At 72.4% G+C, this 19,406-nt stretch carries 16 protein-coding genes; 11 read left to right on the top strand and 5 right to left on the bottom strand.

Annotation, left to right across the window (positions count from 1 at the left end; all coding sequences use genetic code 11):
* Positions 1–12: 12 nt before the first annotated feature.
* The gene (paaN, locus tag ABZ915_RS09960; RefSeq protein WP_361798742.1) at positions 13–1,704 is read right to left on the bottom strand and encodes a phenylacetic acid degradation protein PaaN; all 1,692 of its coding nucleotides are present in this window, start codon (positions 1,702–1,704) and stop codon (positions 13–15) included.
* A 169-nt stretch (positions 1,705–1,873) separates the two neighbouring features.
* Here paaN and ABZ915_RS09955 point away from each other — a divergent pair, with 169 nt between their 5' ends.
* Positions 1,874–3,385: a 3-hydroxyacyl-CoA dehydrogenase gene (locus tag ABZ915_RS09955; RefSeq protein WP_361798739.1), complete on the top strand. Its 1,512-nt coding sequence runs from the start codon at positions 1,874–1,876 to the stop codon at positions 3,383–3,385.
* On the top strand, positions 3,385–3,975 hold the full coding sequence (locus ABZ915_RS09950; RefSeq protein WP_361798736.1) for a TetR/AcrR family transcriptional regulator: 591 nt from the start codon (positions 3,385–3,387) through the stop codon (positions 3,973–3,975). Before ABZ915_RS09955 ends, ABZ915_RS09950 begins: the two co-directional genes overlap by 1 nt.
* A 16-nt stretch (positions 3,976–3,991) precedes the next feature.
* Here ABZ915_RS09950 and ABZ915_RS09945 read toward each other — a convergent pair whose 3' ends face one another.
* Positions 3,992–4,477 carry an Lrp/AsnC family transcriptional regulator gene (locus tag ABZ915_RS09945; protein ID WP_361799471.1) on the bottom strand — a complete coding sequence of 162 codons (486 nt, stop codon included), beginning with the start codon at positions 4,475–4,477 and terminating at the stop codon, positions 3,992–3,994.
* Between the two features lie 190 nt (positions 4,478–4,667).
* Between ABZ915_RS09945 and pdhA (ABZ915_RS09940) the strand changes: the two genes are divergently transcribed.
* The 6 genes from pdhA (ABZ915_RS09940) (at position 4,668) to ABZ915_RS09915 (ending at position 11,553) form a co-directional block, all read left to right on the top strand.
* On the top strand, positions 4,668–5,804 hold the full coding sequence (gene pdhA / locus ABZ915_RS09940; protein WP_361798733.1) for a pyruvate dehydrogenase (acetyl-transferring) E1 component subunit alpha: 1,137 nt from the start codon (positions 4,668–4,670) through the stop codon (positions 5,802–5,804).
* The gene (locus tag ABZ915_RS09935) at positions 5,801–6,805 is read left to right on the top strand and encodes an alpha-ketoacid dehydrogenase subunit beta (RefSeq protein WP_361798730.1); all 1,005 of its coding nucleotides are present in this window, start codon (positions 5,801–5,803) and stop codon (positions 6,803–6,805) included. Before pdhA (ABZ915_RS09940) ends, ABZ915_RS09935 begins: the two co-directional genes overlap by 4 nt.
* Complete coding sequence (locus ABZ915_RS09930) at positions 6,805–8,124, top strand: dihydrolipoamide acetyltransferase family protein (RefSeq protein ID WP_361798727.1); 1,320 nt, start codon at positions 6,805–6,807, stop codon at positions 8,122–8,124. The genes ABZ915_RS09935 and ABZ915_RS09930 overlap by 1 nt, the downstream gene beginning before the upstream one ends.
* A 46-nt stretch (positions 8,125–8,170) precedes the next feature.
* On the top strand, positions 8,171–9,064 hold the full coding sequence (locus ABZ915_RS09925) for an NTP transferase domain-containing protein (RefSeq protein WP_361798724.1): 894 nt from the start codon (positions 8,171–8,173) through the stop codon (positions 9,062–9,064).
* Positions 9,061–10,458: a molybdopterin molybdotransferase MoeA gene (locus ABZ915_RS09920; protein WP_361798721.1), complete on the top strand. Its 1,398-nt coding sequence runs from the start codon at positions 9,061–9,063 to the stop codon at positions 10,456–10,458. Before ABZ915_RS09925 ends, ABZ915_RS09920 begins: the two co-directional genes overlap by 4 nt.
* Positions 10,459–10,563: 105 nt before the next feature.
* Positions 10,564–11,553: an NAD(P)H-quinone oxidoreductase gene (locus ABZ915_RS09915; RefSeq protein ID WP_361798718.1), complete on the top strand. Its 990-nt coding sequence runs from the start codon at positions 10,564–10,566 to the stop codon at positions 11,551–11,553.
* 50 nt (positions 11,554–11,603) lie between these two features.
* Here the strand turns inward: ABZ915_RS09915 and ABZ915_RS09910 are convergent, their stop codons facing one another.
* The gene (locus ABZ915_RS09910; RefSeq protein WP_361798715.1) at positions 11,604–12,206 is read right to left on the bottom strand and encodes a hypothetical protein; all 603 of its coding nucleotides are present in this window, start codon (positions 12,204–12,206) and stop codon (positions 11,604–11,606) included.
* Positions 12,207–12,328: 122 nt separating this feature from the next.
* On the opposite strand from ABZ915_RS09910, the gene ABZ915_RS09905 reads away from it, so the two are divergent.
* Positions 12,329–12,871, top strand: a complete 543-nt coding sequence (locus ABZ915_RS09905) for a bacterial proteasome activator family protein (protein WP_361798712.1) — start codon at positions 12,329–12,331, stop codon at positions 12,869–12,871.
* Positions 12,872–13,011: 140 nt separating this feature from the next.
* Here the strand turns inward: ABZ915_RS09905 and ABZ915_RS09900 are convergent, their stop codons facing one another.
* The gene (locus ABZ915_RS09900) at positions 13,012–14,649 is read right to left on the bottom strand and encodes a protein kinase (RefSeq protein ID WP_361798709.1); all 1,638 of its coding nucleotides are present in this window, start codon (positions 14,647–14,649) and stop codon (positions 13,012–13,014) included.
* 345 nt (positions 14,650–14,994) lie between these two features.
* Between ABZ915_RS09900 and ABZ915_RS09895 the strand changes: the two genes are divergently transcribed.
* Positions 14,995–16,578 carry a protein kinase gene (locus tag ABZ915_RS09895; RefSeq protein WP_361798706.1) on the top strand — a complete coding sequence of 528 codons (1,584 nt, stop codon included), beginning with the start codon at positions 14,995–14,997 and terminating at the stop codon, positions 16,576–16,578.
* A 93-nt stretch (positions 16,579–16,671) separates the two neighbouring features.
* Here ABZ915_RS09895 and ABZ915_RS09890 read toward each other — a convergent pair whose 3' ends face one another.
* On the bottom strand, positions 16,672–17,715 hold the full coding sequence (locus ABZ915_RS09890; RefSeq protein WP_361798703.1) for a phosphotransferase: 1,044 nt from the start codon (positions 17,713–17,715) through the stop codon (positions 16,672–16,674).
* A gap of 479 nt (positions 17,716–18,194) precedes the next feature.
* On the opposite strand from ABZ915_RS09890, the gene pdhA (ABZ915_RS09885) reads away from it, so the two are divergent.
* A complete protein-coding gene (pdhA, locus tag ABZ915_RS09885) occupies positions 18,195–19,406 on the top strand; it encodes a pyruvate dehydrogenase (acetyl-transferring) E1 component subunit alpha (RefSeq protein WP_361798700.1) in 1,212 nt (403 codons plus the stop codon).

Raw genomic sequence — 19,406 nt, 5'->3', positions numbered from 1 at the left:
GCCGGACAGGCCCTAGACCTCCCGGCGTACCTCCACCACCCGGAAGCGGCCCGCCACGAAGGCGCCGTCGCACAGGGCCGCGTTGGCCGCAGGGTTGCCGCCGGAGCCGTGGAAGTCGGAGAAGGCGGCGGTCTGGTTCACGTACACCCCGCCGGTGAGGTTGAGCGACAGCTGGGCGGCCTCCTCCAGGCAGGCCTCCTCGATCGCCTGCTCGACCTGCTCGTCGGTGGTGTACGCGCCGACCGTCATGGCGCCCTTCTCGCGGACCGTGCGCCGCAGCAGTTCCACCGCGTCGGCGGCCGAGTCGACGGCGACGGCGAAGGAGACGGGGCCGAAGCACTCGCTCATGTAGGCGGCCTCGTCGTCAGGCTTGGCGCCGTCCAGCTTGACGATCACCGGGGTGCGGACGACCGCGCCCGGGAACTCCGGGTTGGCGATCTCACGCGAGGCGAGCGCGACCTCGCCGAGTCCCGCCGCGGCCTCCAGACGGGCCTTCACGTCCGGGTTGACGATGGCGCCGAGCAGGGCGTTGGCGCGCGCGTCGTCGCCGAGCAGGCCGTCGACCGAGCGGGCGAGGTCGGCGACCACCTCGTCGTAGGACTTGGGGCCCTGGTCGGTGCGGATGCCGTCGCGGGGGACGAGCAGGTTCTGCGGGGTGGTGCACATCTGGCCGCTGTACAGGGACAGCGAGAAGGCCAGATTCGAGAGCATGGCCTTGTAGTCGTCCGTCGACTCCACGATCACCGTGTTGACGCCGGCCTTCTCCGTGTAGACCTGCGCCTGGCGGGCGTTGGCCTCCAGCCAGTCGCCGAACGCCGTCGAGCCCGTGTAGTCGATGATCCTGATCTCGGGGCGGGTGGCCAGCGTCTTGGCGATGCCCTCGCCGGGACGCTCGGCGGCGAGGGCGACCAGGTTCGGGTCGAAGCCGGCCTCGGCGAGCACCTGGCGGGCCACCTGGACGGTGAGGGCGAGCGGCAGCACCGCGCGCGGATGGGGCTTGACCAGGACCGCGTTGCCGGTGGCCAGGGAGGCGAACAGGCCCGGGTAGCCGTTCCACGTCGGGAAGGTGTTGCAGCCGATGAGCAGCGCGGTCCCGCGCGGGACCGGCGTGAAGCGCTTGACGAGGGCCAGCGGGTCGCGCTTGCCCTGCGGCTTGGTCCACTCCGCGGTGTCGGGGGTGCGCACCTGCTCCGCGTAGGCGTACGCCACCGCCTCCAGGCCGCGGTCCTGGGCGTGCGGGCCGCCGGCCTGGAACGCCATCATGAACGCCTGGCCGGAGGTGTGCATGACCGCGTGCGCGAACTCGTGCGTCCGGTCGCTGATCCGCTTGAGGATCTCCAGGCAGACCACGGCACGGGCCTCCGCGCCCGCGTCCCGCCAGGCGACCTGCCCGGCCCGCATCGCGGGCAGCAGGGTGTCGACGTCCGCGTGCGGGTAGGTGACGCCGAGCTCGATGCCGTAGGGGGAGACCTCGCCGCCCACCCAGTCGTCCGTGCCGGGCTGGCCGAGGTCGACGCGGGTGCCGAGGAGGGCGTCGAAGGCGGCCTTGCCCGCGGCCGCGTCCAGGCTGCCGTTCTCGCCGTACGCCTTCGGGTGCTCGGGGTGGGGGGACCAGTACGCGCGGGTGCGGATAGCCTCCAGCGCCTGGTCGAGGGTGGGCCGGTGCTTGGCGATCAGCTCGTGCGCGGTCAGTTCGGCGGCCATGCGGGACCAACTCCTCGTCTCAAGAGCTCTCCGTCGAGCTCATGACCTGGGCAGAAACAGCAGAACCATGGGCAGGAACAGCCGGACAGAGTTAGAGTAACCGAACGATCGGTCGGGACAAGGGGGTCCGCCGCATCTGTGGAAAACCCCGTGCGGGAGGATCGCGCTCATGACAGCACTCGACCTCAGCAGCCCCGTGGCCGTGGTCGGCACCGGCACCATGGGCCAGGGCATCGCCCAGGTCGCGCTGGTCGCGGGCCACCCCGTACGGCTGTACGACACGGTGCCCGGGCGCGCCCAGGAGGCGGTCGCCGCGATCGGCGCCCGGCTGGACCGGCTCGTGGCGAAGGACCGGCTCACCGGCGCCGAACGGGACGCCGCCCGTGACCGGCTCCGGCCGGCCGAGAGCCTCGCCGAGCTCGCCGACTGCGCCCTGGTCGTCGAGGCCGTCCTGGAGCGGCTCGATGCCAAGCAGGAGCTCTTCCGCGAGCTGGAGGGCATCGTCGCCGAGGACTGCCTGCTCGCCACCAACACCTCCTCCCTGTCGGTGACCGCCATCGGCGGCGCACTGCGGGGCGCCGGGCGGTTCGTGGGCCTGCACTTCTTCAACCCCGCCCCGCTGATGCCGCTGGTGGAGGTCGTCTCCGGGTTCGCCACCGACGTCACCTCGGCCACGCGCGCGTACGAGACCGCCCGCGCCTGGGGCAAGACCCCGGTGGCCTGCGCCGACACCCCGGGCTTCATCGTCAACCGCATAGCCCGGCCCTTCTACGCCGAGGCCTTCGCCGTCTACGAGGCCGCGGTCGCCGACCCGGCCACCATCGACGCCGTCCTGCGCGAGTGCGGCGGTTTCCGGATGGGGGCCTTCGAGCTGACCGACCTCATCGGGCAGGACGTCAACGAGTCCGTCACGCACTCCGTGTGGCAGTCCTTCTTCCAGGACGTCCGCTTCACGCCGTCGCTCGCCCAGCGCCGCCTGGTCGAGTCCGGCCGCCTGGGCCGCAAGTCGGGCCACGGCTGGTACGACTACGCCGAGGACGGCGATCGCCCCGAGCCGCACACCGCCGAGAAGGCGCAGGCGCCCGCCTACGTCGTCGCCGAGGGCGGCCTGGGCCCGGCGGCCGAACTGCTCACGCTGATCCGCGAGGCGGGCATCCAGATCCGCGAGGAGGACGAGGACCACGGCACCCGCCTGGTCCTGCCCAGCGGCGGCCAGCTGGTGCTCGCCGACGGCCAGACCTCCGTGGAGTTCCGCGACGTCGTCTACTTCGACCTCGCCCTCGACTACCGCCGGGCCACCCGCATCGCCCTGTCCGCCTCCCAGGACACCGCTCCGCGGACCTTGCAGGAGGCCATCGGTCTCTTCCAGTCGATCGGCAAGGACGTCAGCCTGATCGGGGACGCGCCCGGCATGATCGTCGCCCGCACGGTCGCCCGCATCGTCGACTTCGCGCACGACGCCGTCGCCAAGGGCGTGGCCACCGAGGAGGACATCGACACCGCGATGTGCCTGGGCGTCAACTACCCCCTCGGCCCCTTTGAGTGGAGCCGCAGGCTCGGCCGCGGCTGGGCCTACGACCTCCTGGACGACCTGCACCTGCGCGACCCCTCCGGGCGCTACGCCCCGTCCCTCGCGCTCTACCGCCACGCGTACGCCACCGAGAGGCGGGAGGGCGCCTGATGGCCACTGCCAAACGGGACACCTACACCCCCGAGACCCTGCTCACGGTCGCCGTGCGGGTCTTCAACGAGCGCGGCTACGACGGCACCTCCATGGAGCACCTGTCCAAGGCGGCCGGCATCTCCAAGTCGTCGATCTACCACCACGTGACCGGCAAGGAGGAGCTGCTGCGCCGCGCCGTCAGCCGGGCGCTGGACGGCCTCTTCGGGATCCTCGACGAGGACCGCGCGTGTGTGGGGCGGCCCGCGGACCGTCTGGAGTACGTCGTCCGGCGCATGGTCGAGGTACTGATAGCCGAGCTGCCCTACGTGACGCTGCTGCTGCGCGTGCGCGGGAACACCGCCACCGAGCGCTGGGCGCTGGAGCGGCGGCGTGACTTCGACCACCGGGTGGCCGACCTGCTGAAGGCGGCGGCCGCCGACGGGGAGGTGCGCGGCGACGTGGAGGTGCGCCTGGCGACCCGGCTGGTCTTCGGCATGATCAACTCGATCGTGGAGTGGTACCGGCCGGACGGCCGCGGCATGGGTGAGCGTGAGGTGGCCGACGCGGTGGCGCGGCTGGTCTTCTCGGGGCTGCGCAGCGAACGCTGAGACACCGGCTTTGGGCTCAGGCCTCCGGATCCAGGTCCTCTTCCTCGAACACCAGCAGGGTCCGGGTGCTGAGCACCTCCGGGATGGCCTGGAGACGGGTGAGCACCAGCTCGCGCAGTGCCCTGTTGTCCGGCGTGTGCACCAGGAGCAGGACGTCGAAGTCGCCGCCCACCAGAGCGATGTGCGAGGCGCCCGGCAGCAGTCTGAGCTGCTCGCGCACGGTGCGCCAGGTGTTCTGCACGATCTTCAGGGTGATGTAGGCCGACGTGCCGTGTCCCGCCCGTTCGTGGTCGACGCGGGCGCCGAAACCCCGGATGACACCGTCCTCGACGAGGCGGTTGATCCGCGCGTAGGCGTTCGCGCGCGAGACATGGACCCGCTCGGCGACCGACCGTATCGACGCGCGGCCGTCCGCCTGGAGCATCCGCAGGATGTCCTGGTCGATGGCGTCCAGCGGACGCGGGGGTGGCAGGGTGGCACCGGACTCCGGGCTCTCGGCCATTTGTTCAGATGCCATGTCCCCCCGCCTTCCCGCCGTGGACGTCCTGCGTTCATTCCAGGGTGTGGAGAACCGTTTGTCCACAGCCTCGGGGGGCCCGTAGCCAAAATGTGTCGGCGACCGAACAATCGGTAGGTGAGGCGGGTCACTGACGACACGCCTCCCGTAGCCGCTCCCACGAGGAGGTGCCGTCATGACGGTCATGGAGCAGCGGGGCGCGTACCGGCCTTCGCCGCCGCCCGCTTGGCAGCCCCGTACCGATCCCGCGCCGCTGCTGCCCGACCCCGATCCGTACCGCGTCCTCGGCACCGAGGCGGCGGCCGAGGCCGACCCGGAGCTGCTGCGCCGGCTCTACGCGCACCTGGTGCGCGGCCGCCGGTACAACACGCAGGCCACCGCGCTCACCAAGCAGGGCCGTCTCGCCGTCTACCCCTCCAGCACCGGCCAGGAGGCCTGCGAGGTCGCCGCCGCGCTGGCCCTGAGGGAACAGGACTGGCTCTTCCCCAGCTACCGCGACACGCTTGCCGCCGTGGCCCGCGGCGTGGACCCCGTCGAGGCCCTCACCCTGCTGCGCGGCGACTGGCACACCGGCTACGACCCCTACGAGCACCGTGTCGCCCCGCTGAGCACACCGCTCGCCACCCAGCTCCCGCACGCCGTCGGCCTCGCCCACGCCGCTCGCCTCAAGGGCGACGACGTGGTCGCGCTCGCCCTGGTCGGCGACGGCGGCACCAGCGAGGGCGACTTCCACGAGGCGCTGAACTTCGCCGCCGTCTGGCAGGCCCCGGTCGTCTTCCTGGTCCAGAACAACGGCTTCGCCATCTCCGTGCCGCTCGCCAAGCAGACCGCCGCGCCCTCCCTGGCGCACAAGGCCGTCGGGTACGGCATGCCGGGCCGTCTGGTGGACGGAAACGACGCGGCCGCCGTGCACGAAATCCTCAGCGACGCCGTGCGGCACGCGCGCGCGGGCGGCGGTCCGACCCTGGTCGAGGCGGTGACGTACCGCATCGACGCCCACACCAACGCCGACGACGCCACCCGCTACCGCGGCGACGCCGAGGTCGAGACCTGGCGCGGGCACGACCCCGTACAGCTGCTGGAGCGCGAACTGACCGAACGCGGCCTGCTCGACGAGGACGGCATCCGGGCCGCGCGCGAGGACGCCGAGGCGATGGCCGCCGACCTGCGCGAGCGCATGAACAGGGACGCGGAACTCGACCCCATGGACCTCTTCGCCCATGTGTACGCCGAGCCCACCCCGCAACTGCGGGAGCAGCGCGACCTGCTGCGGGCCGAGCTGGAGGCCGAGCAGGAAGGCGGTCACCGATGACCACCGTCGCCGTCAAGCCCGCCACCATGGCGCAGGCCCTCACGCGCGCGCTGCGCGACGCGATGGCCGCCGACCCCGCCGTGCACGTCATGGGCGAGGACGTCGGCACCCTCGGCGGTGTCTTCCGGGTCACCGACGGGCTCGCCAAGGAGTTCGGCGAGGACCGCTGCACGGACACCCCGCTGGCCGAGGCGGGCATCCTCGGCACGGCCGTCGGCATGGCCATGTACGGGCTGCGGCCGGTCGTGGAGATGCAGTTCGACGCCTTCGCCTACCCCGCCTTCGAACAGCTGATCAGCCACGTCTCGCGGATGCGCAACCGCACCCGCGGCCGGATGCCGCTGCCGATCACCATCCGCGTCCCCTACGGCGGCGGCATCGGCGGTGTCGAGCACCACAGCGACTCGTCCGAGGCGTACTACATGGCGACTCCGGGGCTCCATGTCGTCACGCCCGCCACCGTCGCCGACGCCTACGGACTGCTGCGCGCGGCCATCGCCTCGGACGACCCGGTCGTCTTCCTCGAACCCAAGCGGCTGTACTGGTCGAAGGACTCCTGGAACCCGGAGGAGCCGGGAACCGTTGAGCCGATAGGCCGCGCGGTGGTGCGGCGCGCGGGCCGCAGTGCCACGCTCATCACCTACGGGCCGTCCGTACCCGTCTGCCTCGAGGCCGCCGAGGCGGCCCGGACCGAGGGCTGGGACCTCGAAGTCGTCGACCTGCGCTCCCTGGTGCCGTTCGACGACGAGACGGTCGCCGCGTCGGTGCGGCGCACCGGGCGCGCGGTCGTCGTGCACGAGTCGGGCGGGTTCGGCGGACCGGGCGGGGAGATCGCGGCCCGGGTCACGGAGCGCTGCTTCCACCATCTGGAGGCGCCGGTGCTGCGCGTGGCCGGGTTCGACATCCCCTACCCGCCGCCGATGCTGGAGCGGCACCACCTGCCCGGTGTCGACCGGATCCTGGACGCCGTGGCGCGTCTTCAGTGGGAGGCCGAGGGCTGATGGCGCAGGTGCTCGAATTCAAGCTCCCCGACCTCGGGGAGGGGCTGACCGAGGCGGAGATCGTCCGCTGGCTGGTCCAGGTCGGCGACGTCGTCGCCATCGACCAGCCGGTCGTCGAGGTCGAGACGGCCAAGGCGATGGTCGAGGTCCCCTGCCCGTACGGCGGCGTGGTCACCGCACGCTTCGGCGAGGAGGGCACGGAACTGCCGGTGGGCGCGCCGCTGTTGACGGTGGCGGTGGGTCCCCCGGCCGACGGCGGGAGCATCGAGGGGTCGGGCAACGTCCTGGTCGGCTACGGCACCTCGGAAGCGCCGGCGCGGCGCCGGAGGGTGCGATCGGCCGCCGCCGACGGGAAGGTCAAGGCCCCCGCTCCGGCGCCGTCCGCCCCCGTGCCGGTCGCCCCCGCGTCCGTCGAAGGACCGGTACCGGCGCCCTTCGAAGGCCCGGTGCCCGTGATCTCGCCGCTGGTGCGCCGGCTCGCCCGCGACAACGGCCTCGACCTGCGGCAGCTGTCCGGGTCCGGTCGCGACGGGCTGATCCTGCGGGCCGACGTCGAGAGCGCCCTGCGGACCAAGGCCGCCCCCGCCCCCGTGGCGGAGGAAACGCCTGCCCGGGCCTCCTCCGTCCGCGACGGCGTGCGCACCCCCCTCAAGGGCGTCCGCGGTGCCGTCGCCGACAAGCTCTCCCGCAGCCGGCGGGAGATCCCGGACGCCACCTGCTGGGTCGACGTGGACGCCACCGAGCTCATGCGCGCGCGAGCCGCGATGAACGCGGGCACGGGACCGAAGATCCCCCTGATCGCGCTGCTCGCCCGCATCTGCACCGCGGCCCTCGCCCGGTACCCCGAGCTGAACTCCTACGTCGACACCGACGCCCGCGAGGTCGTCCGGCTCGACCACGTCCACCTCGGGTTCGCCGCGCAGACCGAACGCGGGCTGGTCGTGCCGGTCGTCCGGGACGCCCACGCGCGCGACGCCGAGTCCCTCGGCGCCGAGTTCGCCCGGCTGACCGATGCCGCCCGGTCCGGGACGCTGACGCCCGGGGAACTCACCGGCGGCACCTTCACGTTGAACAACTACGGGGTGTTCGGCGTCGACGGCTCCACCCCGATCATCAACCACCCCGAGGCGGCCATGCTCGGCGTCGGCCGCATCGTGCCCAAACCCTGGGTGCACGAGGGCGAGCTGGCCGTGCGCCAGGTCGTCCAGCTGTCGCTCACCTTCGACCACCGGGTGTGCGACGGCGGCACGGCGGGCGGCTTCCTGCGGTACGTGGCCGACTGCGTGGAACAGCCGGCGGTGCTGCTGCGCACCCTGTGACCCACGCGGGGTCGGGAAGAAAGGACGCACAGGACATACTCGAAGGGTGACCGACAACGCCCCGGCCGCCCGGACCGCCCTGCCGTACGACGCCGTCGTGCTCGCGGGCGGTGCCGCCCGGCGGCTCGGCGGGGCCGACAAGCCCGGCCTGCGCGTCGGCGGGCGCCCACTGCTCGACCGGGTGCTCGCGGCCTGCGCCGACGCGGCCACGACCGTCGTCGTGGCCGACCCCCGCGCCACCGCCCGCCCGGTGCGGTGGGCCCGCGAGGAGCCCCCCGGCGGCGGGCCGGTCGCCGCGCTCGACGCCGGGCTGCGGCACACCACGGCGGAGCACCTCGTCCTGCTCTCCGCCGACCTGCCGTTCCTCGAAGGGGCCACCGTGGGGCGGCTGCTGGCCGCCCTGCGCACCACCGCCGCCGAGGGCGTGCTGCTGACCGACGCGGACGGACGCGACCAGCCGCTGGTGGCCGCGTACCGCACGGCCGCGCTGCGCCGTGAGCTGACCACGCTCACCGGCGCTCACGGCGGCCTCACCGGGCTGCCCCTGCGCCGGCTGACCGGCGCGCTGGACCTCACCCGCGTCCCGGACCCTGTCGCCTCCTTCGACTGCGACACCTGGGACGACATCGCCGCCGCCAGGGCACGGATCAGGGAGCATGGGCACGTGTTGGATGAATGGATCTCCGCAGTCAAGGACGAACTGGGCATCGACCTGGACGTCGACACCGGCGTACTGCTCGACCTCGCCCGTGATGCCGCGCACGGCGTGGCCAGGCCCGCCGCACCGCTGACCACCTTCCTCGTCGGCTACGCCGCGGCCCAGGGCAGGGGAGGCCCCGAGGCGGTCGCCGAGGCCGCCCGGAAGGCCGCGGCACTGGCCCTGCGCTGGGAGGAAGAGAACAACCCCGCCCAGCCCGCCCCGGGTCCGGACGCCGGATGACCGCCCGCGCCACCCGGACCGGCACGTACGCCGAGCACACCGAGGAAACGGACGACCTCGACGTCGAGGAGGCGCTCGCCCTCGTGAGGGAACCCCGCGAAGACAACGGCCCGGCCGCGGGCGGCCCCACCCGAGGCGGTCAGGTCACCGCGCCCGCCGCCCAGGAGGGGCAGGCTTCCGACGACCGTCACCACAGGGCCTCCACCTGGCCACAGGCCCGCGAGGCCGCCGCCCGCGCGGCTCGCGCCGGTGCCCGCCCCGCTCCGGTCGCCGTGGCCCTCGGGGACGCCCTCGGCCTGGTCCTCGCCGCCCCCCTCGACGCCCTCACCGACCTCCCCTCCTTCGACACCTCCGCGATGGACGGCTGGGCCGTGGCGGGCCCGGGCCCCTGGGACGTACGGGAGGAGGGCGTCCTGGCCGGTCACGGACCAGCCGAGCCGCTGACGGACGGAGAGGCGGTACGGATCGCCACCGGCGCCCGCATCCCGCCGGACACCACCGCCGTCCTGCGCAGCGAGCACGGCCGCACCGACGGCAAGGGCCGGCTGCACCCCACCCGCGACACGGTCCACGGCCAGGACATCCGGCCGCGCGGCCAGGAATGCCGCAGCGGCGACCAACTGCTGCCCGTCGGCACCCAGGTCACCCCCGCCGTCCTGGGGCTCGCGGCCGCCGCCGGATACGACACGGTCACCGCAGTCCCCCGCCCCCGTGCCGAAGTGCTCGTCCTCGGCGACGAGTTGCTCACCGAGGGCCTCCCGCACGACGGGCTCATCCGTGACGCGCTCGGCCCGATGCTGCCGCCCTGGCTGCGCGCCCTGGGCGCCGAGGTCACCCGGGTCCGCCGGCTCGGCGACGACGCCAAGGCCCTGCACAAGGCCGTCACCTCGTCCGACGCCGACCTCATCGTCACCACCGGCGGCACCGCCTCCGGCCCCGTCGACCACGTCCACCCCACCCTGCGCCGCATCGGTGCCGAACTCCTCGTCGACGGCGTCAAGGTGCGTCCCGGCCACCCCATGCTGCTGGCCCGCACCAAGGACGGACAGCACCTCGTCGGCCTGCCCGGCAACCCCCTGGCAGCCGTCTCCGGTCTGCTCACACTCGCCGAACCCCTGCTGCGGACGCTCGCCGCGCGCCCGGCCCCCGAGCCGTACACGATGCCGTTGAAGGAGGCGGTGCACGGGCATCCGCACGACACCCGGCTCATCCCCGTCGTGCTGCGCGGTGATCACGCCGCTCCGCTGCACTACAACGGCCCGGCGATGCTGCGCGGCGTCGCCGCCGCCGACGCGCTCGCGGTCGTACCGCCGGGCGGCGCCCGCCAGGGACAGGAGACGGAGCTGCTCGATCTGCCATGGGCGGCCGCCGGCATCGGGGTGTGTTTCACGTGAAACACCGCAACCGGGCCGGTCACGACCAGGCCGGCCACGACCAGGCCGGCCACGACCGGGTGGCCCTCGGCCGCGTGGTCCGTGTCGAGGAGTAGCGTCGCCGCCATGTATGCGATCACGATTCCCGAACCCGGTGGGCCCGAGGCGCTGGTCTGGGACGAGGTCCCCGACCCGGTGCCCGGAGAGGGCGAAGTGCTGGTCGAGGTGGTGGCCGGCGCCGTCAACCGTGCCGACATCCTCCAGCGGCAGGGCTTCTACGACCCGCCTCCCGGCGCGCCCGCGTACCCGGGCCTCGAATGCTCCGGCCGGATCGCCGCGCTGGGGTCCGGTGTGGCCGGCTGGTCGGTCGGCGACGAGGTGTGCGCGCTGCTCTCGGGCGGCGGGTACGCCGAGAAAGTCGCCGTTCCGGCCGGGCAGTTGCTGCCCGTGCCCGAGGGGGTCGGCCTGAAGCAGGCCGCGGGGCTGCCCGAGGTGGTCTGCACCGTCTGGTCGAACGTCTTCATGGTCGCCCATCTGCGCCCCGGCGAGACGCTGCTCGTGCACGGCGGTTCCAGTGGCATCGGCACGATGGCGATCCAGCTCGCCAAGGCGGTCGGCGCCAAGGTCGCCGTCACGGCCGGCACCAAGGAGAAGCTGGACTTCTGCGCCGAGCTGGGCGCCGACATCCTGATCAACTACCGGGAGCAGGACTTCGTCGCCGAGGTCAAGGAGGCCACGGGCGGCGCCGGTGCCGACGTCATCCTCGACAACATGGGCGCCAAGTACCTGGACCGCAACGTCCAGGCCCTCGCCGTCAACGGCCGGCTCGCCGTCATCGGCCTTCAGGGCGGAGCCAAGGGGGAGCTGAACCTGGGCGCGCTGCTCACCAAGCGGGCCGCGATCAGCGCGACCTCGCTGCGCGCCCGTCCGCTCGGTGAGAAGGCGGCCATCGTCGCGGCCGTGCACGAGCACGTCTGGCCGCTGCTCGCGGGCGGCCGCCTCCGGCCGATCATCGACCGCGAACTGCCGATGCCCGAGGCGGCCGAGGCCCACCGGGTGGTGGAGGCGAGCGGCCACATCGGCAAGGTGCTGCTGCTGGTGCCCGAGCGGAGCTAGGACAGGCTCTGGTCCAGGTCCAGGTCCAGCTCCAGGTCCGGGGCCGGGTCCTAACCGCGCCGCACCCGAAGTCCCAGGAAGGCGAGCCCCAGGCCCAGCCCGATGAGGATCAGGCCGCTGCCCAGCGGCAGGATCCGTACGAAGGGTTCGGCGGCGTCCTCGCCGCCCTGGGTGACGGTCTGGTCCGGGTCCCGCGGCGGCGGTGCGGAGGTGACCGGGTCGGCCTGCTCCGGCGACTCGGAGGCGGCGGGGGGCTCCGTGCCGGCGTCCCGCGGCACCTGCGCCTCCCCCGCCTCGTCCTGCGGGTCCAGGCCCTGCGGCTCCGTGTCCTGGGTGGAGGGGGTGTCGTCGTCCCCCTCGATCTCCGCGGGGGGCGCCTCCGGCCGTCCGGGCCGCCGGCGCCCCTCACCGGCCCGGCTGCCGGCCCGGGAGGGACCGGCGGAGGGCGAGGAGGAGCGGCTGGGGGCGGGGGAGCCCGTGGCGGAGCCGGAGGGCGTGGGCTGAGCGCCGTACGACGCCGTGGCGCCGTACGGCAGGACGACCGCCGCGAGGAGCAGCGGCAGTGGTGCCACGCGGAGTGTGAAGCGCAGCCATGGAGTCACGTCGGTGACCTCCCGAGCCCAGTCGGCAAGACCGTCGCCGACAAGCCTCACATTTGCCAGTCAACCAGGCATTCCGGATTGCTCCGGAGGGTCTAAGGCGGGTCGAAAAGGTGGATCACCGGCGCCGGGGGGCACCACGGTGATGAGGTGTACACGTGCGAGAGAATGGCGGCATGGAGATGCCGAGGAACGATAGGTCGCCGGAGAACCCGCAGATCCTGGTCGTGGGCCAGGACGGAATGGCGCTCGGTGGCGGCGGTGGGGACCAGGACTCCCGCGAGATCCCGGTGACGGAGCAGGTGGAGCAGCCCGCCAAGGTCATGCGGATCGGCAGCATGATCAAGCAGCTGCTGGAGGAGGTCCGTGTGGCGCCTCTGGACGAGGCCAGCCGGGTCCGGCTCAAGGAGATCCACGCGAGCTCGGTGAAGGAGCTGGAGGACGGCCTGGCGCCGGAGCTCGTCGAGGAGCTGGAGCGGCTCTCCCTGCCGTTCACCGACGAGGGGACCCCCAGCGACGCGGAACTGAGGATCGCCCAGGCCCAGTTGGTCGGCTGGCTGGAAGGGCTCTTCCACGGCATCCAGACGACCCTGTTCGCCCAGCAGATGGCCGCGCGGGCCCAGCTGGAGCAGATGCGCCGCGCCCTGCCGCCGGGCATGAGCCACGAAGGCGCCGACGACCCCCGTGCGGGCGGCCGCTCGGGCGGCCCGTACCTGTAGAAGTCCTCAGAACGCAGAAGTCCTCAGCACGTAGAAGTCCTCAGCACGTAGACGTTTTCAGCACGTAGACGTTTTCAGCACGAAGGGCCCGGCCAGGAGGCCGGGCCCTTCACCGTTCCGTGCGTCAGCCGGTCGCCGTGTCAGCCGGTCGCCGGGTTGCCGCTCGAGACCCTGATCTCGATCGTCGGCATGTCCTTGGGGGCGACGTCCGTACCGGCGGTGGGGAACTGCCCCATGACCGTGCCCTCGCCGTAGGTGTTCTCGTCGACCTTGACTTCCTTCATCTGCCAGCCGGCGGCCTGGAAGCACGCCTTGACCGACTTGATGTACTTGAACTTGAAGTCCGGGATCTGGATCTTGTCCGGGTCGTCGTACGACTCCTGCGGCTCCGAGCACTCGCTCGTCTCGACCGTCTTCGAGGTGTCCGGCCCGCGGTAACCCGCCGCGTGGGACGGTGAGGCCGAGGCCGAGGAACTGGAGCCCCCGCCCCCGCCCTTGGCGTCGTCCTCGCTGCCGTTGTTGACGACCAGTGCCACGATCAGGCCGACCACCGCGACCAGGGACACCGCGATCGAGCCGATGATCACCGGCCGGTTGCCCTTGCCGCCGCCCGGACCGGAGGACTGGGCGGCGGTCTGGGGTGTGATGTTGTACGGCGGCGGGGTGCCGTGCGCCTGCTGCCCGTAGCCCATCGCCGGCGTCTGGTAGCCGCCCTGCTGGGGATAGCCGTACGACGGGGTGCCGTACGGAGCCGGGGCCGGCGTCGGCTGGTACGGCGTCTGCACGGGCCCGGGGGGCGCCGGTGCCGCCTGGTCGACCGGCGGGAACACCGCGGAGCCGACGCCCGCGCCGCTCTGCGTCGGGCCGGCGCCGGGCACGATGCTCGGCGCGGCCGTCTGGAGGGAGGCGGCGACCCGCAGGCACTCGTCACGCATGGACTCGGCGCTCGGGAACCGCTCGTTCGGGTTCTTCTTCAGCGCACGGGCGATCAGCGCGTCCACCGCCGGCGGCAGGGAACGGTTGATCGAGGAGGGCGCCACCGGCTCCTCCTGCACATGCGCGTACGCGATCGCCAGCGGCGAGTCCGCGTCGAACGGCAGCCGCCCGGTGACCAGCTGGAACAGCATGATGCCGACCGAGTACAGGTCGGAGCGGGCGTCCACCCCACGGCCGAGCGCCTGTTCCGGCGACAGGTACTGCGGGGTGCCGACGACCATGCCGGTCTGCGTCATCGAGGTGACGCCGGACTGCATGGCGCGGGCGATGCCGAAGTCCATGACCTTGACGACACCGCGCTTGGTCATCATCACGTTGCCCGGCTTGATGTCCCGGTGGACCAGGCTCATCTCGTGGCTGATCTCCAGCGCGGCCAGCACATCGGCGGTGATCTTCAGCGCCTTGTCGGCGGGCATCGCACCGTGCTGCCGGATGTCCTCCTCGAGGACCGAGCCCAGCGGGCGGCCCTCGACGAACTCCATGACGATGTACGGCGTGGTCATCCCGTCGAGGGAGTCCTCGCCGGTGTCGAAGACCGAGACGATGTTGGTGTGCGTGAGCTTGGCCACTGCCTGGGCCTCGCGGCGGAAGCGCTCGCGGAAGGCCTGTTCCCGGCCCAGCTCGGTGTGCAGTGTCTTGATCGCGACCTGGCGGTCCAGCACGGCGTCGTACGCCAGGTGCACCGAGGCCATGCCGCCTTCGCCGAGCAAGTCGCGCAGCTGGTAGCGGCCGGCGGCGAGAGCCCGCCCCGCGTACCGGCCCTGAGCGCCGTCCTGGCTCATGTTCTGCGTCCCCCATAGGCGCCGGTGACCGTGAAACCGGTGACCCAATGCCGGTGATCCAATGTGCTATTCCCGGCCAAGTCTGCCCCAGGGCAGTGACACGTCAAGCTCGGTGCCCGTTCCGTGACCGTACGCGAAAGAAGCGTCGCGGAAGCGTTACAGCGGGAGTACCTCCGGGACACAGAATTTGCACGACAGCGCCTGCTAGAGGTTTCATGGCCGGTCCGTCTCGGGCCGGTCTCGGGTCCGATCCCGGACCGGAGGCTTGCGCGGAGGCTGTAGCGTGGCCGACGGAGACCGTAACAACACCGCGCGCACCGCGGGCAGAAACGACGGCGAGGACCGATGGCACAGACGCACAGCGCCCAGGGCCCGTCCGACCCCGAGGCGTCTGGCGGCGGCATGTCAGAGACGCCGGAGATGTGGGGCAACGGAGGGCTCGTCGGCGACGGCCGGTACCGGCTGACCCACCGGCTCGGCCGGGGCGGCATGGCCGAGGTGTTCGCGGCCGAGGACGTACGCCTGGGCCGGACGGTCGCCGTGAAGCTGCTCCGCGCCGACCTCGCCGAGGACCCCACCTCCAAGGCGCGCTTCACCCGCGAGGCACAGTCGGTGGCCGGGCTCAACCACCACGCGATCGTCGCCGTGTACGACTCCGGTGAAGATTTCGTGGGCGGCCAGTCCGTGCCGTACATCGTGATGGAGCTGGTCGAGGGCCGCACCATCCGCGACCTGCTGCTCAACGCGGAGGCGCCGGGCCCCGAGCAGGCCCTGATCATCGTCTCCGGCGTCCTGGAGGCGCTGGCCTACTCGCACCAGCACGGCATCGTGCACCGCGACATCAAGCCCGCCAACGTCATCATCACCGACAACGGCGCCGTCAAGGTGATGGACTTCGGTATCGCCCGTGCCCTGCACGGCGCGTCCACGACGATGACGCAGACCGGCATGGTCATGGGCACCCCGCAGTACCTCTCCCCGGAGCAGGCGCTCGGCAAGGCCGTCGACCACCGTTCCGACCTGTACGCGACCGGCTGCCTGCTGTACGAACTCCTCGCGCTGCGGCCCCCCTTCACGGGTGAGACCCCGCTGTCGGTGGTCTACCAGCACGTCCAGGACATTCCGGTGCCGCCGTCGCACACCTCGGACGGCAGCTGCCCGCCGGAGCTCGACGGCCTCGTCATGCGCTCCCTCGCCAAGGAGCCGGACGACCGGTTCCAGACGGCCGAGGAGATGCGCGGACTGGCCCAGTACGCGCTTCAGATGCTGTACGACCAGGGTGGCCACACCGGCACCTGGAACACCGGCCCGGTGGAGACGCACGAAGGCCGGCACGGCCCGGCGGCCGGTTTCGCCGGTACGACCGTCATGCCGCACCCCGTGGACGCCTCAGGCACCACGCAGATCCCGCAGACGATCCTGCCCGCCGGGTACGGCAACGGCGACGACGGCGGCTTCGAGGGACACGGCAACAGGGGCACCGGCCGCGGCAAGCTGTGGATCCTCGCCGTGCTCGCGGTGATCGCCGTCGCGGCGGGCGTGGCGCTGGCGCTCCAGCACAAGGGGAACAACAGCGACGATCCGGGCACCAAGACGTCGCCGACCAGCACGCACTCCACCAAGGGCACGAAGAAGACCGAGAGCCCGACCGACGACACCACCGACCAGCCCACCGACACGTCCACGGACGACAATTCGGACAACGGCACCGGTGGGAACTGGGAACCCTCGTCGCCCACGCCGTCGTACACCCAGTCCGACACGGCCACCAGCGACCCGTCCGACGAGCCGACGGACCCGCAGACCTCCCAGGAGCAGCCGACGGACCCGGGGACCGAGACCCAGACGCAGCCGTCGGACCCGGCCACGGACCCGGGCACCGGCACGGACGCGGGAGCCACGGACGGCGGCGCCGGGGAAAATCCTTGAAGGACACCCACACCGACTGACGCGGGCGCGACGGCCCGCTGAACCGCGGTCGGCGGGGATGCGGTCGACACGGCCACGCTCGGCGGGGCCGTGTCACTCCACGAACGCCTCGCACACCGCGTCGTACTCCCGCGTCCACCACACGGCGAGCCCCGAGGCCGCCGGGAACTGCGGGTCGGCGCGGGTGTCGCCGCGTTCGTAGTGCCAGCGCAGCATCCAGAAGTCGTTGAGGCGCTCCCACCACACGCGGTGCACCGCCGCCGCCAGTTCCGAGGGCGTGGCCCCGGCCGCGCGCCGGTACGCGCGCGCGTACGCCCTTACTTTCGGCAGGTCGAGGGCGCCCATGGGCCGTACGAAGAAGATCGCGGCGGCGCGGACCGCCTCCTCCGCGCGCGGCTGCACGCCGAGCCGGTCCCAGTCGACGATCGCCGCTGGAGCATCGCCCTTGTAGAGCAGGTTGAAGGGGTGGAAGTCGCCGTGCACCCAGCCCACCGGGCCGCCCCGCGGCGGGCGCCGGTCGGCGTGCTGCTCCAGCAGTTCCCGGCGTTCCAGCAGTCGGTGGCGGGCCAGTTCGTCGAAGGCGTCGGAGGGGCGGTGGCGGCGGACGTGGGCGAGCAGGTCGTCGATGAGGGCGAAGGTGTCGGCCGGGTCGGCGCTCTTGACGGGATGCGGGCTCGTGGCGGGGCGGGTGCGGCCCTTGGGCGGCATCACGCGCTCCAGACAGGCGTGCACCGCGCCCAGGAGCCCCCCGAGTCGCGCGCACTGGCCGGGGGTGAGCTGGCCGCCGTGGCGGTGTCGGCCGTCGATCCAGGGGTACAGGGCGTAGGCGTGGCCGCCGACCACGGCGACCGTGCGTCCGTCGCGGTGGGCGAGCGGCGGGGCGACCGGGACGCCGAGGGCGGCCAGGCGCTGGGTGGCCCGGTGCCGGCGTTCGATGGCGGCAGGGTCGGCGGTGTCCGGGTCGAAGTGGTGCTTGAGGAAGTAGCGGCCGCGGGTGGTGCACAGGCGGTAGCCGCGGTTGAGCAGACCCTGGTCGACGGGCTCGCAGGTGACGGCGGAACCGGCGGCGTAAAGGCGCAGCAGGGCGCCCAGAGGGGGCGCGTGGGGTACGAGGGGGGGTACACATGAGCGCGGCACGCGCCAGATGGTAGGGCAACGCAAGAGCCCGTGAGCTGGGCCTTGTCACAGGCAGTCGCGGGTGGTCGCTTTCGGTCACGTGTCCGTCAGGTGTGCGTACCCGTGGCCCTCGCCCCTCCGTCGTCCGAAAAGGTGCGCCCGGCCGCGGCGTGCGCGGGCCCGACGCGCGACACTCGACTCTTCCCGTGACCTGGGTGAGCGAGATAACGTGCCGGTGCTCCGGCCTCCTGCAAGGCTGTGACCAGCGTCCTTCCGGTCCTGACCGATTTACTTGGAAATCCAAGCAAAATGGCAGGTCAGGAGGGGTTTCACAGAAATGTGGCGCACTGGGTAACGTGACCGTTGCAGGGCGCTCGCCGGGGCACCTGTCACGCCTGTTCCCGGCCGAGTGGCACACACCCCGTGCCCGGTGGTCAAAAACAGGTGAGCCGCACTGGCCTACCGGCAACCCCGGGGGCCGGACCGACGGAGGAGCACACGTGACCGTGGACAGCACTGCCGCGCGCCAGCCGCGACGCAGCGCCGGAAGCAAGGCCGGCGCCACCGGCACCAAGCGCACCACCCGCACCACCGCCCAGAAGAGCGCCGACCCGGAGCTCGTGCAGCTGCTGACGCCCGAGGGCAAGCGGGTCAAGAATGCCGAGTACGACAAGTACGTCTCCGGCATCACCCCCGAAGAGCTCCGCGGCCTGTATCGCGACATGGTGCTGACCCGCCGCTTCGACGCCGAGGCCACCGCCCTCCAGCGCCAGGGCGAGCTGGGCCTGTGGGCCTCGCTGCTCGGCCAGGAGGCTGCCCAGATCGGCTCCGGCCGCGCCCTGCGCGACGACGACTACGTCTTCCCGACCTACCGCGAGCACGGCGTCGCCTGGTGCCGCGGGGTCGACCCGACCAACCTGCTCGGCATGTTCCGCGGTGTGAACAACGGCGGCTGGGACCCGAACGGCAACAACTTCCACCTGTACACGATCGTCATCGGCTCCCAGACGCTGCACGCCACCGGCTACGCGATGGGCATCGCCAAGGACGGCGCGGACTCGGCGGTCATCGCCTACTTCGGCGACGGTGCCTCCAGCCAGGGCGACGTCGCTGAATCGTTCACCTTCTCCGCGGTCTACAACGCCCCGGTGGTGTTCTTCTGCCAGAACAACCAGTGGGCGATCTCCGAGCCGACCGAGAAGCAGACCCGCGTCCCGCTCTACCAGCGCGCGCAGGGCTACGGCTTCCCCGGCGTCCGGGTCGACGGCAACGACGTGCTGGCCTGCCTCGCGGTCACCAAGTGGGCGCTGGAGCGCGCCCGCGGCGGCGAGGGCCCCACCCTCGTCGAGGCGTACACGTACCGCATGGGCGCCCACACCACCTCCGACGACCCGACCAAGTACCGGGCCGACGAGGAGCGTGAGGCCTGGGAGGCGAAGGACCCGATCCTGCGCCTCCGCCGGTTCCTCGAGGCCTCAAACCACGCGGACGAGGGATTCTTCGCGGAACTCGAGACCGAGAGCGAGACGTTGGGCAGGCGAGTGCGTGAAGCGGTCCGCGCCATGCCGGACCCGGACCACTTCGCCATCTTCGAGAACGTGTACGCGGACGGGCACGCGCTCGTCGACGAGGAGCGCGCCCAGTTCGCCGCCTACCAGGCGTCGTTCGCGACGGAGTCGGACAGCGGCCTCGCCGCTGGAGAGGGGGTCTGA

Source organism: Streptomyces sp. NPDC046915 (assembly GCF_040644935.1).
Lineage (GTDB): Bacteria > Actinomycetota > Actinomycetes > Streptomycetales > Streptomycetaceae > Streptomyces.
This window is presented reverse-complemented; position numbering and strand designations above follow the sequence as displayed.